Raw genomic sequence first — 14,329 nt, 5'->3', positions numbered from 1 at the left:
CTCGCTCGAGGCACAACGCAGAACCATGACCCCGGAACCGACAGACGATGACGGCGTCCTCGCCCCCGACGAGTTGCAGTTGACCGACGATCGCGTCGACGCGCTGGGTGAGAACCGCTATCTCGTCCGTCCGGAACGGATGGACCGGGACGACTCGAGCGAGTCGGCTGCGGCGGCGGCGGCGTCTTCGGTGATCGACGCCGACGTCGATACCGAGACGGCGACCGACGACGCGAGTCGCCCGACGCGACTCGAGTCGGATCAGGATCAATTCGACCGCGCACGCGCGACGGACGGCCTCGCCGCCGCCCCCGAACCGCACGGGGTCGATATCACGTTGAAGACCGACGGGGAGATCGCACACCACTACGCAACGTCGAACGACGTTCGCGAGGTGTTCGTCGACCTCCTGACCTGGTACGCAGACCAGCTCGACGACGACGTGTCGCCCGAAGAGGCGCTGCAGGTTATGCTGGCCGCGTCCGATCTCGAGGTCTGAGCCGTCGACCGTCGGACACACGCCACGGAGTGGGAATACAGGAATCCGGCGTGGTTCGCTCTCGGCGGAGCTGGGTGCTCCGCCGTTTTCGCGACGCGGGTGTCACCACTACACTGAGCGACACCGCTGCACCGCGAGCTGCCGATCGATATCTATTGCTAATCAGATCTGCATATTGCCGGCAATTTCGATCGCTGCGGTAGGCATCGCACCAAAACCGGCGAGAGAAGCGTCGAACGGCGATTAAACAAGTATCGATACTATCTTCTGTTCCAATATCTTTTGGAATCAAGCTAATCCGGAGACGGGGAGAACGTCGGGTATGGATCGTTCAGCCCACTCCATCCCGCTCGCCGACGACGCGATCGTGACGCGAGTCCAGCGATACCCAGACGAGTCGGTCCTCGAGGTGGTCGTCCGGGCGTTGACGGCGATCGACGGGCATTCGAGTGCGGAACTCGAGCCCCTCTACGAACGCGTCGATCCCGAGGCGCTCGCTGCGTTGCTCGAGCACGCCGACCGGTGTGGTGCCGACGTCGCCGTCGAGTTCGCCGTCGACGAGTACGGCGTTGTCGTCAGGCGGGACGGAACGGTCTACGTCCACGAGGCCGAATCCACGCTGGTGTGACGGTGATACGTCGATGACGGCCGCATCAGTTCCGGGCCGTCGTGATACGGTCACGTCGCCGCGACGCGATCGGAGCGCCGTTCGATCACGACTCACCGTTCGATATCGTCCGGATGTTTTTACGAGTACCGCGGCGACTGAACGGTATGTCACGCAACTCTCCAGAGCGTCCGTCGCGGCGTCACTTCCTCGGCGCCGCCGCCGGAACGGTTGCGGCCGTCGCGACCGCCGGCTGTCTCGGCTCGCTCGTCGGCACCTCGTCGGCGACCGAGATCGAGCCCGAAGCGCCGTCCGAACCCCGCGAGGGATCCCCCGAGGAATTCTACTACTTCCTCGAAGAGAACGGTATCGAGGTTACCGAACTCCTGTACGACGACGACGAACTCTATCTGACCTACCGCTCCGAGGCCGAAACGGTCGAGGAGTCCGACGACGAGATTATGACGGCCTACCAGGTCTACCGACAGGCGCTGATCCACCGCGGCTCGGACGTCGAATTTCTCTACACCGAGATCGAGAATCCGTTCGACGGCCAGGCTCACGGCTGGGGGATCAACTCGGAGTGGATCCACGACTACGACGCCGCGTACACCGACGGGGAGGTGGACGACGATGGAGACGAGGACGTCGAGGTCGACGCCGGCAACGAAACGCCCGACGACGAAAACGTCACGGAGGCCGACGACGACGACGATATGGGCGCGATCATTATCTGGACCAACATCATGAACTCGAAGGTCTACGGTGACGGTGACGACGGCGACGAAGAATTCGACAACGACGACCTCGAGGACGAACCGCTCGAACTCGAGAACGAGACCGACGATACCTGATCGAACCGAACTGGTCTGGACCGGAGTCGTTCCGCCCGTCGTTCGACGAGGGGTGGGCGATCGGTTCCGTTTCTGTGCCCGTCAACTCGATATCGGAGAACGTGCCTACAGTCGAGATCAGGTGGAGACTCGTTCCGAACGAGACGGCCAGTAGATGGCTAGAACGGATCGTCTGCAGTCGTCAGCCGAGTGATGTCGTCGACAGCATCGAAGCCGTCATCGAACGAGTAGAGAGGCTCCAGTTCGAGTCGCTGCATCGCAGCAACGATGATCGCATCCGTCAGTGAGAGCGATTCGTATCGCCGAAACAGCGATCGCCCAGCATCGTAATCACTTTTTGGAGTTTGAACGATTTCGAAGCCACTGCTTTCGATGAGTGCATCAAGCGTTCGGATCGCAACGTCGTGTGTGCTCCTCGCTTGCAGATAATTGATGACTTCTGTGAGAACGTCGCTCAGCACGTATGCGGTCGGGAGGTCGTTCTGATCGAACGCCTGTGAAATGGCACGGGCTCGCTCGTGGTTCTGGTCACGCGATAGTCGTGCAGCGATGAGTACGTTTGCGTCCACCACGACACGAGCCACTACGGATCACCAGCGATAAGATCGTGATCGTCGGCCGCATTCGTTTCCTCATCGATATCTACCGGTTGGAGTTCCGAGAACGCACCATATCGTTGCTTGACGATTTCTACTGAAAGCGCTCCGTCGTCGTCGACCTGCCAGCGAAGCTTGTCACCGGACTCGATATCGGCCGCTCGTCGGACTGCTGCCGGTACTGTGACCGAGTAGCTATCGTTGATCGTCGTTTCATCCTCGACACTCTGTGTCATCATCGAACGATACGCACTCGCGAGCAAAATAATTTGGCCCCTAATTTGAACGCTCGGCCGCTGTAACGTAGGTTGCTTATTCAATTACCGATAATACCTCGTTTCTCACCCTGAGCGACAACCGTAACAGATGCACGGGGTTTCGATCTGCCATCTATCACGGTTCACAAGGCAACTCGAGGAAGACATTCCTCGAGCGAGGCGCTGCAAGTCATGTTGGCTGTGCCCGGTCTCGAAGTACGTACCGAGAGCAGCTCTTGTTTGTCTGTGCGCCGTGTGTCGTGTACGAGTCGATCCACGTCTGCACTCGAGAGCGCAGTCGCTTCGACGCGTTGTTCGACTCGCTCCCCGAAATTCTGCTGCCGAAGAGCAGTCGGCCTTCTTCACGACGAGGCCGTTATCGGTCGGTGCGACCATCACTTCTGTGCCGGCTTCGATCCCGAACTGCTCGCAGAGTCGACTCGAGGACGTGATCTGTTCTTCCGATGTCACCGTCATCACTTCGGAATCAATACCCATTGACTGTGAGAGTACCATATGTAACCGTCTGAACCAACTGGTCGGCAAAGATCGACAGCGAGCGGAGTCATTCGAATCGTCCCCCCAACCCGATGACGCGCCCTTTTTCCACCTCGAGCAACGAACACGAGGTATGACCGATGTACGCGCGGAATTTATGGCTGGCGATCGGCCCGAGGACGTGGCGCTGTTTCTGGCCGATTCGTACGTCTCCGACGACCGATTCAAACAGTTCGGCGAACGCGTCGAGGACGGCGTCGTGATCGTCGTCGGCGGCGAGCGCGGCCGCGGCGCGTTCGAAGCCGCGACCGGTACCGAAGCGATGCAGTTCGCCAAAACCGCGATGGAACTCGAGGGCGACGTCGACGACGATCTCGCCGGCGGGAACTGTCCGGAGGACGACGGGTCCGACGACCACGAGGTCCAGTTCGTCTTCGCCTTCGCGGAGGAGCAAAACGAGGATATCGGCGGCCTCTACGCCGACGGCGACGTGATCCACGCCTACGCGAAGTGTACCTGTGGGGCGGCGTACTCCGACAAGTGGAACGCCCGCGAACAGTGAGCGATCGAACCTGACGGACGAGACGACTGCGGGCCGCCGATTCTGCCGTTGGCACTACGCTTTTGCGATCGGACGCGCTACTAGCGCTCAGTGAGTTCCTTCGAAACACCACACGAGACCAGCCGCGGGTTCGGTCTCTCGAGTCGCGAGGTGCAGGTGATCGGCGGCGCGAGCCTGCTGATGGCGATCAACGTGGCGGTGATGTACGCCGTCGCGATGACGCCGCTGCAGGAAATTAACGCCTATCTGTTTACGTATCCGATCCTCGGCGCCGTCGCCTACGGGGCGGCGATCATGGGCGGCGAACTGATCGCCGAGCGGGGCGTCACCGGCGGCGACATGGGGATCGCCTTCGTCGGCATGGTCGTCTTACAGCTCGCGTTCGGGATCTTCGGTGCGGGCGTGCTTCGATTCGCGCCGCCGGAGACCCATCTGACGCTGCTCGGAATCACCGCGGTCATCACGGCGCTGCTAACCGCGCTCGTCGCGGGCTACATCTACGCTCGCTCGAAGACGTTCGAGAACTGGGGGACGTACGCCGGAATCGGATTCATCGGCGGCCTCGTCGCGCTGCTGGTCGGGACGTTCGTCCCCGTCGTCCTGCCGGTCGCGTTCGTCCTGATCTTCCTCGGGTTCGTCTTCCGGCTCGGGTACGAGATCTGGCAGGTCCGAGACCACCGCGACGCCTCCGTGGCGCTGCAGACCATCGGCGTCTACATCGCCGTCGCCGGCGTCTTCGTCCACATTCTCCAGCTCGTCTTGCGGTATCTCGCCTCGCAAGACTGACGGACTCGAGTCGTCCGCGACCGTTTCGGGATACGCTCGACACGAGAGCCGGCACTTTCGTCGCCCGTAGTCAGTTTGAAATGACTTCCCGCAGTCGTCGGTACTATGAGTGGATTGGTGCCATTCGACGATGCGACGCTGATCGACCTGAGCATCGGCCTCGAGGACGGCCCGCCGAGCGAGCCGATGCCGCCGTCGATCGACCACTTCGGCCACGAGGCCGGCGCCGAGCGCCTCGCCGAGAACCTCCGCGAACTCGGCCACGATGTCGAGGCGAGCGACTTCCCCGACGGGATGGGCCTCGCCTGGGAGGACCTCGAAGTGATCCCCCACGCGGGAACGCACATGGACGCGCCCTGGCACTACGGCCCCGAGGTCGACGACGAGCCCGCGAAGACGATCGACGAGGTTCCCCTCGAGTGGTGTCGAGGAAATGCGGTCGTCCTCGATTTCCGATCGAAGGAACCCGGCGAGGAGATTTCCGTGGCGGACCTCGAGGACACCCTCGACGAACTGGATCACGAGCTCTCGCCGGGCGAGATCGTCCTGATTCAGACGGGCGCCGACGAGCTGTGGGGGACGCCCGAGTATCTCACCCAGTTCCCGGGGATGAGCGCCGAGGGGACGAAATTCCTCGTCGAACAGGGCGTCAAAGTGATCGGAACGGACGCCTACGGCTTCGACAAACCCTTTACCGCGATGGGCGAGCGCTACGTCGAGTCCGGCGACGAGGACGAGCTGTGGCCGGCTCACTTCGCGGGTCGCGAGGTCGAGTACTGCCAGATCGAGAAGATGGCCAACCTCGACGCGCTCCCGCGGAAAACCGACGTGCCGATCGTCGCCGTCCCGATCTCGATCGAAGACGGAAGCGGTGGCTGGGTACGGCCGGTCGCGTTCGTCGAGGACGGCGCTGCGGACGACGCTGTGGACGGCGCGAGCGACGAAATTTGGGGTGACGACGCGTGAAACTCGCTACCTTCGAAATCCAGACGCCTGTCGGCCCGGTCGAACGAATCGGAGCCGTCGCCGAAGCCACCGAAGCCGAGACCACACCGGCCGGAGAGGCCACCCTCGTCGACCTCACCGCGGCATACGGCGCTGCCCTCGAGGCGGAGGGCGAACCCGCGCCGGCCGACCTCGCCCGCGCCCACGTCCCGCCTGAGATGATCGCCTTCCTCGAGCGCGGCGATCGAGCCATCGCAGACGCGCGAGAGGCCCTCGAATACGCCGCCGAGACGGACGCCGAGCGCGGACCCGGCGGGGCGAAACTCCGGTACGAGCCCGGCGAGTACGATCTGCTCGCACCCCTCCCGCGTCCGAACTCGTTGCGCGATTTCATGGCCATCGAGGAGCACGTACAAAACAGCATGGACGGCGAGATCGACGACGTCTGGTACGAGCTGCCGGTCTACTACAAGGGCAACGCCGACAGCGTCGTCGCGCCCGGCGAGACGATCCGGTGGCCCGACTACTCGAGTATCATGGACTACGAACTCGAGATCGCCGCGGTGATCGGTAAACGAGGACGCGACATCCCCGCCGACGAGGCCGAGAAATACGTCGTCGGCTACACCGTCTTCAACGACTTCAGCGCCCGCGACATCCAGGGTAAAGAGATGGAGGGCCGTCTCGGCCCCGCGAAAGGGAAAGATTTCGCCAACGGGCTCGGCCCCTACTTCGTGCCCGCCGAGGATATCGACGTCCTCGAGGCGCCCATGACCGCCCGCGTCGACGGCGAGGTCTGGTCGGAGGGCACCGTCGACGAGATGTACCACTCCTTCCCCGAGATCATCGAACACGTTTCCCAGTCCGAGACGCTCCACCCGGGCGACGTCATCGGCAGCGGGACCGTCGGCGGCGGCTGCGGACTCGAGTTAGGGCAGTGGCTCGAGGACGGCTCGACGGTCGAACTCGAGATCGAAGGGATCGGCGTGCTCGAGCACACGGTCGTCGAGTAGCGGTTCTCGAGCAGTTCCATCTGACGTTCAGACACCTTCCTCCGTCTCGTGATCGCCCCACGAGGAGAGGACCCGATCGTACTCGTGGAAGTGCTCGCCGCCGTGCTCGGTGAGGACGCCGTACATGTTCTCGATCGGAACGTCCCAGCGGTCACAGGCCGTCTCGAACGCGGCCCGGACGAACGCCCGCCGCTGGTCGAACGGCCGCCCCTCGCGGATGTCCGCGTTGAGCATCACCGCGTCGTCGCCGGCCTCGAGACGGCCCAGATAGAAGCCGCCGTCCGTACGCGTCCGAACCGTGACCGCGACGTGGTCGGTTCCGGTCTCCATGTGCTCGGCGTACAGATCGGCGATCTCGTCGCTGAACGCGCGCTTCTCGGCGCTCTCGAGGGAAACGGTCGTCTCGAACTGCAGGTGTGGCATGCTCGAACAGAACACGGGCGAGCGGATAGCTCTGGGGACGGTCGCGTGTGCACTCGCACAGAACTGACGCGTACGTATGAGGCGACAAACAGGACGGCGTTCAGCGTTCGGCGTCGACCAGTTCCCAGAACCGGTCGACGTCGCCCTCGAACCGATCGAGCAGGTCCCGCATGTCCCGTCGGTGCTCGTCGGTAACTTTCACGTGGACCATCCCCTCGTCGGGCTGGCCGTAGACGACGCTCGCCCCCTCGGGCGCGGCGACGATCGCCGGCAGCGCGACGAGGTCCTCCTCGCCCTCGACCAGGATCGTCGTCGGCTCCTCGCGCTCGAGTCCCTCGAGCAAGGCGTCGATCATCTCGGTCGAGAGCTCCGCGGGCGGGTTGACCGCCTCGAGGTGAGTCGACTCGGTAACGGTCTCGCGAACGTCGTCGTCGACGGCGGATCGCTTGGTCCGCTCGTCGACGACCGCGAGGTCCGGCGGGCGCCCGGCCTCGAGGAAGTGGTAGGTGACGACGTCGCCGACGGCGATCAGCGGTCCGTCGACGGCCTCCAGAAGAACGTCGGCGTCGGTCTCGATTGGACCCATCGGGTCCTTGAGTTCGTGGCGAAGGTCCTCGGGAAGGACCAGTAGCTGCTCGGCACCGCTCTCGACGTCGACCTCGGCGTCGGCCTCGGCGTCGTCGTCCGCAGTGTGATCGTCTCGAGTCACGTGTGCGGACGTTAGCGAACCTTCAGCGCGTACGCGCCGGGTTCGGTGACCTGCATCTCGGTTGCGATTTCGCTGTCTTCGGGGTGGGCGATGACGACGTAGCCGGCCCAGTCCTCGGTCAGCGACGAGGAGTTACAGGCGTCGCAGGTGTCGGCATCGGGGTCGTTGACCCGGTGGCACTCCCGACAGACGAGTCGATCCGATGCCATCGTTACTCACCCTCTGCCGTGGTCGCTTCCCGCTTCTCGTGGTCTTCCTCGAGCCAGCCGTGTTTGCCCAGGCCGGGCTGTTTGGCGGTGAGGCCGATCTTCGAGTCCCGCGGGTTGCGCTCGTCGATGCTCTTGGTGACGATACGGGCGCGGACGGCGTCGTCGACGCCGAGCGTGCGGTTGGACTCGTTCGAGGCGAGTTGCTGGTTCTCGCCGTCGAAGGCGAGATACTCGTCGGAGATCTGCGAGACGTGGAGCAACCCGTCGACGGGACCGATGCCGACGAAGGCGCCGAACTCGACGACTTCGACGACGGTGCCGTCGACGACCTCCTGCATCTGCGGATCGAAGGTGACGGCGTCGAACTCGGCCTCGTAGTAGACGCCCGGTCGGTTCGGCAGGACCGTCCCCTCGCCGATGTCCTCGACGTTGGTGACGGAGACGACGCTGCCGACCTCCTCGTCCATGCGCCCCTCGAGTTTGTCCTGGAGCAGTTTCTTCACGAGGTCCGGCGAGACGTCGCCGAGTTCCTCCGGCGGTACTTCGACTGTGTCTTTCAGTCTGACCCGTTTGTACATTCTATGGTTGAGTGATCGCTAACTTGTTTCTCCCGCGTAATGCAATTACCGGTGTACTCGTTTCGAGCACTCGGTCGCGCAGCGGGCGGTCGTTCGTGACGACGTAGTCGACGGTCCCTTCGCGGGCGAGTTCGACCAGCGCGTCGTCGGCGTACGATGCCTCGGTGTCGACGACGAGACAGCGCTCGGTCGCCAGATCGTGGCCCACGTTCGCGGCGGTTCCCTCGGTGCCGCCTTTCTCGGAGAGGCGGCGAAGCTCCTCGATGACGGCCTGTGGGGCCGTCGGCTCGAGCGCATCGGCTCGCGGCTGATCGCCGCTCGCTGAGCCCGGCGTGCGTGGCACACCGCCCAGCAGCCGGTCGAGTTCGTCGAACAGCCGCACGTCGAGTTCGACCGGCATCATGAGCGCGCTCGTATCGAGGGCGACCCGCGTCGGGGTAGACATTCGTGTGTCTCGTCCTCGTCGATCGTCTTAGTCCTTCAGCGTTCCCAGTCCGATCAGCCGCCAGCGCGCGCCGATCCGGCGGTTGATCGCGATCTTCGCGCCGGGTTCGGCGGCGACGGGGCGTTTGAGGTTGACCTCGCACTCGCCCTCGCGGGCGCTGGTGACGGCGCCGACGGTCGTCGCCGTGCCGACGGTCATCATCAGCGGCTCGCCCGTGCTGATCTCGTCGACCGTCTCGCCGCTTTCAGCGCCGACGACGCGGTCGAGCAGATCGACGTCCATCGTAAAGGACTGCCAGGTCGGCGGAAGCGAGCCGATCGGACCGGCGAGTCGGCCGGCGAGCGCGTCGCCTTTCGTCAGCGACGGGTCGAGTCCGGTACCGACGCCGAGCAGGCCGCCCGGCGTGACGGTGTCGACGGTCTCGCCGCCGGCCTGCAGCGAGCGTACCGACGTCTCGATCGGGACGTACTCGGTCTGGCCGCCCTCCTCGATCTCGCGGCCGGGACGGATCTCGATTTCGTCACCGACCTCGAGTTGGCCCTCGACCAGGCTGCCGCCGAGGACGCCGCCAGCCAGCGAGTCGGCGGTGGTACCCGGCTTGTTGATGTCGAAACTGCGGGCGACGTGGAGTCGCGCGTCGGTGTCGGGGTCGCGTTCGGGGGTCGGGATCTCCTCCTCGATCGCCTGGATCAGCAGGTCGAGGTTGACCTCCTGGCCGGCCGAAACCGGAACGACGGGCGCGCCTTCGGCGACGGTCCCCTCGACGAACTCCTGGATCTCCTCGTAGTTCTGTCGAGCCTGGTCGGTGCTGACGAGGTCGACCTTGTTCTGGGCGATGACGATGTTGTCGATGCCGATGATGTCGAGCGCCATCAGGTGCTCTTCGGTCTGGGGCTGGGGGACGGGCTCGTTGGCGCTGACGACCAGCACCGCTCCGTCCATCAGCGAGGCGCCCGAGAGCATTGTCGCCATTAGGGTCTCGTGACCCGGCGCGTCGACGAACGACACGGTCCGAAGCGGCTCGCTTTCCGAGCCGTCCGGACACTCCTCTTCGACGGTGTAACATTTGGGTTCCTCGAGTCCCTCGCAGTGACGGAACGTGGCGTCCGCGTATCCAAGCCGAATGGAGATTCCGCGTTTCATCTCCTCGCTGTGTTGGTCCGTCCACGAGCCGCTCAACGCTTGCACCAGCGTCGTCTTGCCGTGGTCGACGTGGCCGACGAGCCCGATGTTCACCTCCGGTTGTCGATTTCCTACCATAAGACGATGAGTAATCTTAGGTAGTGGTTCCGCCGTGCGCTTGATAAACCTACTGTTCTGGGACCGGCTCTGGCGTCACACGACGAACATCATGCCGGTAAACTCCGTGCCGTCCGGGAGCCGACAGCCGAGTTCGTACGCTCCTTCGAACGGGAACTCCCACTCGTGGTCTGCACCGCCTTCGACGCCCGACCACTGACAGCCGTCCGGAATATCGATGGGGTAGATTTCGTAGTCAGCGTCGCCAGTCCACCTGATCTCCGCCATGCTGTCGACCATCACGGGATCCGGATCGAACCGTGGTTCGCCGTCCGGTGCGACCTGGATGTGGACCGACGACTCTCCCGTTCGATCGACGGGGTCGTACTCATCGATTCGTTCCTCGAGGTCGGTTTCGTCCTCACTGTCGGCTCCCGTTTCGTCGTCCGTCTCCCCGTCGTCTCCATCGTCGGTATCGTCTCCGAGACAGCCGGCGAGAACAGCCGTCGTACAGACTGCACCGACGAACGTCCGGCGGTTGACCATGTTCGATCGTACGGAGACGCCGACGATAATGCTTCGCCGAAATTCGACGATCGAACTATCGCCACACACTGACCGAGCGATCGACCACCGCCACGACGTAAGCAGCGATACCGGGTCTCGTTACAGCGGACCCATGGGAAAGACGGTGCGATCACGGGACCGTCCGGTGAGCTATCGGCTCGTCTCGGTCGGCAGCCACTCGAGGAGCAGTTTGCTGATCCGACGCTTTCGGTAGCTGGTGAGACTGCCGGACAGCAGTCAGCACACCGTCGGTCGCGAAATCGCGGCCGTCCCTCGGATGACGGACGCAGTCGCTCGCGCGATCGGCGGTTGCACCGTGGCCGGCCGTCGACCGATCGCCCGAAAAAGGCAGTATCGAGCTGGCACGCCGATAGTGGTACAGTAGTCCGTCTCAGTAGATCAGCGCGTCGTCGGTCTCGACCATGTACAACGTTCGCGCAGCGACGTTGACCGCGTGGTCGCCGACGCGCTCTAAGTCGCGGATCGTCAGCAACGTCCGTCGGACGTCCTCGAGGAGGGCATCGTCGTCCACCTGAACGGCCCCGGCCGTGTCGACCTCGAGCAAATCCCGGGCGACGATCTCGCTGGCATTCGCACAGAGGGCGTCGATCTCGTCGTCAGTTGCCGCCACGTCGTAGGACGTTTCGGCGTCGTCCTCGGCGTAGGCCTCGATCGCCGTTTCGATCATCTCGAGCGTCCGCTCGCCGATATACACGACGTCGACGTCGGGGTACCGGTCCCGTTCGGCCTCGAGGGTGTACTTTCCCAGGTTCACCGCGAGATCCCCGATCCGCTCGAGGTCGGTCGTGATCTTGAACGACGAGGCGATAAATCGCAGGTCGCCGGCGACGGGTTGTTGGAGCGCGAGCAGGTCAATACACTGTCCCTCGAGTTCGAGGTACAACTCGTTTACCTCGTCGTCGCCAGCGACGATCGCCTCGGCGAGGTCGTCGTCTTTCGACTCGAGCGCCTCGAGAGCCTTTCGGAGCCGCTGGCAGACGAGTTCGCCCAGTTCGAGGACGTCCTCGCGAAGTGTCTCGAGTTGCTGTTGGTACTCGTTTCGTGCCATGGTTAGCCGAATTTACCGGTGATGTAGTCCTCGACGCGGTCGTCTTCTGGGTTCTGGAAGATCTCGTTCGTGTCGCCGAACTCGACGAGTTCGCCCCCGGTGAGGAAGACGGCGGTTTTGTCGGAGATGCGGGCCGCCTGCTGCATGTTGTGGGTGACGATGACGACCGTATAGTCCTGTGCGAGGTCGGCGATGAGATCCTCGATCTTCGACGTGGCGATGGGGTCGAGCGCCGACGCCGGTTCGTCCATCAAGATGACTTCCGGGTCGGGAGCGATGGATCGCGCGATACAGAGTCGCTGTTGCTGCCCGCCCGAAAGATCCAGTCCCGAGGAGTGTAGTTTGTCCTCCACCTCGTCCCACAGCGCCGCACCGCGCAGCGCTCGCTCTACTGCCTCGTCGAGATCGCCGCGCTCGCGGACGAACAGCTCGTCCGCGCGGTCATGACGATGTACGTCAGCGGCTTCGACGTCATCCACCTCGAGGCGAACGCCATCTCGACGGACCAGCGGCGGGCGATCCGCAGCGCCGTCCAGGGGCTCGTCGGCGTCGAGGTTGTCGAGGAAAGCGACGATCACGTCGTCGTCCAGGACCTGCTCGACTCCGCCGAGCTCTCGATCGTCAACGCGATCACGCGCATGCGACTGATCGCTACCTCGATGCTCGAGGACGCCGTCACCGCGCTTATCGAGGACGACGACGCCGTCGCGGCGAACGTCGTCGACCGCGACGACGACGTCGATCGGCTCTTTCTGGTCGTCTCGCGGATCTTCCGTGCGACGCTTTGCTCGCCGCAAGCCGTCGAAGGGGTCAGCGTCTCCCGCGAGGACTGCTTCGACTTTCACTCCAGCGCCCGGCAACTCGAGCGCGTCGCCGATCACGCCGTCAAGATCGCCCAACTCGCGCGTAATCTCGAGGCGATTCCCGAAGCGGTCGCCGACGCCCTCGTCGAACTTCACGGCGACGCATCGGCCGTTCTCGAAAAAGCGATGGATGCGCTCTTCGCGGACGACAGCGACGAGGCGACCGATCTCAGCCACGACGCGCTCGCCGCCGTCCGGGAGATCGACGAACACACGCGGACGATCGACGATATGCTTCGCGACCTCGAGTCCGTCCAGGCCCAGTCGCTCGGGCTGGTTCTCGACTCGCTGTCCCGGAGCGCCGATTACGGCGGGAACATCGCGGAGACGGCGTTACAGAAGGCGGCACCCGAACCGAAGTGATCGGAACATCGGAAAACAGTGGGTGCGATTCGGGCGTTCACGCCGCGTATGTCACCGATTTGCGCCGACGGTCACGCGTCGTCGCTTCCCGTTCGGCCGGTCTCGAGCGACGGTTCGTCGGCCACACCTTGCGACTCGAGTTCGTCGAACAGCGCCCGCACGCGGTCCTCGACCGTCGACCGAATCTCGCAAACGCGCTCGAGATCCTCGCCGTGGGGGTCGTCGAGGGCCCAGTCGCGGACGTCGACGCCGTCGGCCTCGAGCTCGAGCGTCGAACAGCCCATCGTCGCGACGACGTCGCAGCGGGCCAGTTCATCGTCGGGGATCTCCCGGGGCGTTCGACCCGAGAGGTCGATCCCTTCCTCGTCCATTGCGTCGGCGACGACCGGATGGACCTCGTCGGCGGGGTGGGTGCCGCCGGTATGGATCTCGAGCCGATCGTCCCAGCCGCGACGGTCGCGTTCACGTTCGGCAAAGGCGGTCGCCATCTGGCTGCGGCCGGCGTTCTGGACGCAGACGAAGCCCACGTGGACGGCGTCGTCGGTCTCAGTCATCGCCGCCACCTCGAGCCCCTGCGAGCAGGTCGCCCGTAATCGGCTCCGATCGTTCCGGTCGATCCGATCTACGGTTGTTTTGTATCATCTGACGGGGCGTTTACGCCGATCCGAAAATACCGTTTATATGAGTCCTATATGCCGAGCTGTAGCAGTACGTACCGTGATCTATCCAAGCAACCTGTCGAGCGGCTCTCTCAGGACAGGCGGAAAAACGACTCGAGTCCTACCGAAATGCGTTTGGACCGAGCATCCCTCCCTCGTACCATGAACGTCGCGTTCGTCTGCGTCCAGAACGCCGGGAGAAGTCAGATGGCCGCCGCCTTCGCCGAGCGCGAGCGCGTGAACCGGACTCTCGAGGGCGAGATCACTGTCGTAACCGGCGGGACGCAACCGGCCGAGCGCGTCCACGAGGAAGTCATCGATGTCATGGCTGAGCGTGAGATCGATCTCAGCGAGCGGACGCCTCGAGAGATCACTCCCGAGGAGCTTCGGGACTGTGACTACGTGGTGACGATGGGCTGTTCAGCCGAGGGGGTCTGCCCGGCGACCTGGAGCGGCGAGAACCGCGACTGGGGCCTCGAGGATCCGCACGGAACGGGCCGCGAGACGGTCCGCGAGATCCGCGACGAGATCGAGACTCGAGTGCGCGACCTGTTCGACGAACTCGAGTCGGGGCGGTAGTCGATCCCC

19 protein-coding genes and 2 pseudogenes are annotated in these 14,329 nt (G+C 63.9%); 9 read left to right on the top strand and 12 right to left on the bottom strand.

Annotated elements, in window-relative coordinates; genetic code table 11:
* Positions 1-25 precede the first annotated feature (25 nt).
* The 3 genes from C493_RS14145 (at position 26) to C493_RS14135 (ending at position 1,960) form a co-directional block, all read left to right on the top strand.
* The gene (locus C493_RS14145) at positions 26-499 is read left to right on the top strand and encodes a DUF7500 family protein (RefSeq protein ID WP_007260139.1); all 474 of its coding nucleotides are present in this window, start codon (positions 26-28) and stop codon (positions 497-499) included.
* A 322-nt stretch (positions 500-821) separates the two neighbouring features.
* Complete coding sequence (locus tag C493_RS14140) at positions 822-1,127, top strand: HalOD1 output domain-containing protein (protein ID WP_007260138.1); 306 nt, start codon at positions 822-824, stop codon at positions 1,125-1,127.
* Between the two features lie 146 nt (positions 1,128-1,273).
* Positions 1,274-1,960, top strand: a complete 687-nt coding sequence (locus C493_RS14135) for a twin-arginine translocation signal domain-containing protein (protein WP_007260137.1) — start codon at positions 1,274-1,276, stop codon at positions 1,958-1,960.
* Between the two features lie 158 nt (positions 1,961-2,118).
* Here C493_RS14135 and C493_RS14130 read toward each other — a convergent pair whose 3' ends face one another.
* Both C493_RS14130 and C493_RS14125 read right to left on the bottom strand, forming a co-directional pair.
* Positions 2,119-2,544, bottom strand: a complete 426-nt coding sequence (locus tag C493_RS14130) for a type II toxin-antitoxin system VapC family toxin (RefSeq protein ID WP_049889376.1) — start codon at positions 2,542-2,544, stop codon at positions 2,119-2,121.
* Positions 2,544-2,792, bottom strand: coding sequence for an AbrB/MazE/SpoVT family DNA-binding domain-containing protein (locus C493_RS14125; RefSeq protein ID WP_007260135.1), 249 nt, complete (start codon positions 2,790-2,792; stop codon positions 2,544-2,546). Before C493_RS14125 ends, C493_RS14130 begins: the two co-directional genes overlap by 1 nt.
* A gap of 652 nt (positions 2,793-3,444) precedes the next feature.
* Between C493_RS14125 and C493_RS14120 the strand changes: the two genes are divergently transcribed.
* The 4 genes from C493_RS14120 to C493_RS14105 all read left to right on the top strand — a co-directional run bounded on the left by C493_RS14120 (position 3,445) and on the right by C493_RS14105 (position 6,617).
* The gene (locus C493_RS14120; protein ID WP_049889375.1) at positions 3,445-3,873 is read left to right on the top strand and encodes a DUF5807 family protein; all 429 of its coding nucleotides are present in this window, start codon (positions 3,445-3,447) and stop codon (positions 3,871-3,873) included.
* Positions 3,874-3,963: 90 nt separating this feature from the next.
* Positions 3,964-4,659, top strand: a complete 696-nt coding sequence (locus C493_RS14115; protein WP_007260133.1) for a hypothetical protein — start codon at positions 3,964-3,966, stop codon at positions 4,657-4,659.
* Between the two features lie 105 nt (positions 4,660-4,764).
* Positions 4,765-5,625 carry a cyclase family protein gene (locus tag C493_RS14110; RefSeq protein WP_049889374.1) on the top strand — a complete coding sequence of 287 codons (861 nt, stop codon included), beginning with the start codon at positions 4,765-4,767 and terminating at the stop codon, positions 5,623-5,625.
* Entirely contained in the window at positions 5,622-6,617 is a 996-nt protein-coding gene (locus tag C493_RS14105) for a fumarylacetoacetate hydrolase family protein (protein WP_007260131.1), read from the top strand. The genes C493_RS14110 and C493_RS14105 overlap by 4 nt, the downstream gene beginning before the upstream one ends.
* A gap of 27 nt (positions 6,618-6,644) precedes the next feature.
* Here the strand turns inward: C493_RS14105 and C493_RS14100 are convergent, their stop codons facing one another.
* The 9 genes and pseudogenes from C493_RS14100 to C493_RS14060 all read right to left on the bottom strand — a co-directional run.
* Positions 6,645-7,040, bottom strand: a complete 396-nt coding sequence (locus C493_RS14100; RefSeq protein WP_007260130.1) for a hypothetical protein — start codon at positions 7,038-7,040, stop codon at positions 6,645-6,647.
* Positions 7,041-7,140: 100 nt separating this feature from the next.
* A complete protein-coding gene (locus C493_RS14095; RefSeq protein ID WP_007260129.1) occupies positions 7,141-7,749 on the bottom strand; it encodes a GTP-dependent dephospho-CoA kinase family protein in 609 nt (202 codons plus the stop codon).
* Positions 7,750-7,760: 11 nt separating this feature from the next.
* Complete coding sequence (spt4, locus tag C493_RS14090; RefSeq protein ID WP_007260128.1) at positions 7,761-7,958, bottom strand: transcription elongation factor subunit Spt4; 198 nt, start codon at positions 7,956-7,958, stop codon at positions 7,761-7,763.
* A gap of 2 nt (positions 7,959-7,960) precedes the next feature.
* Positions 7,961-8,536, bottom strand: coding sequence for a DNA-directed RNA polymerase (locus C493_RS14085; RefSeq protein ID WP_007260127.1), 576 nt, complete (start codon positions 8,534-8,536; stop codon positions 7,961-7,963).
* 1 nt (position 8,537) lies between these two features.
* Positions 8,538-8,981: a PIN domain-containing protein gene (locus tag C493_RS14080; RefSeq protein WP_007260126.1), complete on the bottom strand. Its 444-nt coding sequence runs from the start codon at positions 8,979-8,981 to the stop codon at positions 8,538-8,540.
* 27 nt (positions 8,982-9,008) lie between these two features.
* Positions 9,009-10,241 (bottom strand): translation initiation factor IF-2 subunit gamma, encoded by a 1,233-nt coding sequence (locus tag C493_RS14075; protein WP_007260125.1) that lies wholly within the window; start codon positions 10,239-10,241, stop codon positions 9,009-9,011.
* 75 nt (positions 10,242-10,316) lie between these two features.
* Complete coding sequence (locus C493_RS14070; protein ID WP_049889384.1) at positions 10,317-10,766, bottom strand: hypothetical protein; 450 nt, start codon at positions 10,764-10,766, stop codon at positions 10,317-10,319.
* A 412-nt stretch (positions 10,767-11,178) separates the two neighbouring features.
* A complete protein-coding gene (phoU, locus tag C493_RS14065) occupies positions 11,179-11,856 on the bottom strand; it encodes a phosphate signaling complex protein PhoU (protein WP_007260123.1) in 678 nt (225 codons plus the stop codon).
* A 2-nt stretch (positions 11,857-11,858) separates the two neighbouring features.
* Positions 11,859-12,266 (bottom strand): annotated as a pseudogene (locus C493_RS14060) (phosphate ABC transporter ATP-binding protein); the annotation flags it as partial.
* Here C493_RS14060 and C493_RS14055 point away from each other — a divergent pair.
* Positions 12,204-13,082: pseudogene (locus C493_RS14055) on the top strand (PhoU domain-containing protein); the annotation flags it as partial. The pseudogenes C493_RS14060 and C493_RS14055 overlap by 63 nt on opposite strands.
* 71 nt (positions 13,083-13,153) lie before the next feature.
* Here C493_RS14055 and C493_RS14050 read toward each other — a convergent pair.
* Positions 13,154-13,636 carry a low molecular weight phosphatase family protein gene (locus C493_RS14050; RefSeq protein WP_007260120.1) on the bottom strand — a complete coding sequence of 161 codons (483 nt, stop codon included), beginning with the start codon at positions 13,634-13,636 and terminating at the stop codon, positions 13,154-13,156.
* A 267-nt stretch (positions 13,637-13,903) separates the two neighbouring features.
* Here C493_RS14050 and C493_RS14045 point away from each other — a divergent pair, with 267 nt between their 5' ends.
* Entirely contained in the window at positions 13,904-14,320 is a 417-nt protein-coding gene (locus C493_RS14045) for an arsenate-mycothiol transferase ArsC (RefSeq protein ID WP_007260119.1), read from the top strand.
* The last annotated feature ends 9 nt before the right edge of the window (positions 14,321-14,329 follow it).

Origin of the sequence: Natronolimnohabitans innermongolicus JCM 12255, assembly GCF_000337215.1 — an archaeon.
In the GTDB taxonomy this organism is placed as follows: Archaea; Halobacteriota; Halobacteria; order Halobacteriales; family Natrialbaceae; genus Natronolimnohabitans; species Natronolimnohabitans innermongolicus.
This window is presented reverse-complemented; position numbering and strand designations above follow the sequence as displayed.

Coding starts and splice junctions, on each gene's coding strand:
- C493_RS14145 (WP_007260139.1), top strand. CDS start 26: ATGACCCCGGAACCGACAGACGATGACGGCGTCCTCGCCCCCGACGAG.
- C493_RS14140 (WP_007260138.1), top strand. CDS start 822: ATGGATCGTTCAGCCCACTCCATCCCGCTCGCCGACGACGCGATCGTG.
- C493_RS14135 (WP_007260137.1), top strand. CDS start 1,274: ATGTCACGCAACTCTCCAGAGCGTCCGTCGCGGCGTCACTTCCTCGGC.
- C493_RS14125 (WP_007260135.1), bottom strand. CDS start 2,792: ATGACACAGAGTGTCGAGGATGAAACGACGATCAACGATAGCTACTCG.
- C493_RS14120 (WP_049889375.1), top strand. CDS start 3,445: ATGACCGATGTACGCGCGGAATTTATGGCTGGCGATCGGCCCGAGGAC.
- C493_RS14110 (WP_049889374.1), top strand. CDS start 4,765: ATGAGTGGATTGGTGCCATTCGACGATGCGACGCTGATCGACCTGAGC.
- C493_RS14100 (WP_007260130.1), bottom strand. CDS start 7,040: ATGCCACACCTGCAGTTCGAGACGACCGTTTCCCTCGAGAGCGCCGAG.
- spt4 (WP_007260128.1), bottom strand. CDS start 7,958: ATGGCATCGGATCGACTCGTCTGTCGGGAGTGCCACCGGGTCAACGAC.
- C493_RS14085 (WP_007260127.1), bottom strand. CDS start 8,536: ATGTACAAACGGGTCAGACTGAAAGACACAGTCGAAGTACCGCCGGAG.
- C493_RS14080 (WP_007260126.1), bottom strand. CDS start 8,981: ATGTCTACCCCGACGCGGGTCGCCCTCGATACGAGCGCGCTCATGATG.
- C493_RS14075 (WP_007260125.1), bottom strand. CDS start 10,241: ATGGTAGGAAATCGACAACCGGAGGTGAACATCGGGCTCGTCGGCCAC.
- C493_RS14070 (WP_049889384.1), bottom strand. CDS start 10,766: ATGGTCAACCGCCGGACGTTCGTCGGTGCAGTCTGTACGACGGCTGTT.
- phoU (WP_007260123.1), bottom strand. CDS start 11,856: ATGGCACGAAACGAGTACCAACAGCAACTCGAGACACTTCGCGAGGAC.
- C493_RS14050 (WP_007260120.1), bottom strand. CDS start 13,636: ATGACTGAGACCGACGACGCCGTCCACGTGGGCTTCGTCTGCGTCCAG.
- C493_RS14045 (WP_007260119.1), top strand. CDS start 13,904: ATGAACGTCGCGTTCGTCTGCGTCCAGAACGCCGGGAGAAGTCAGATG.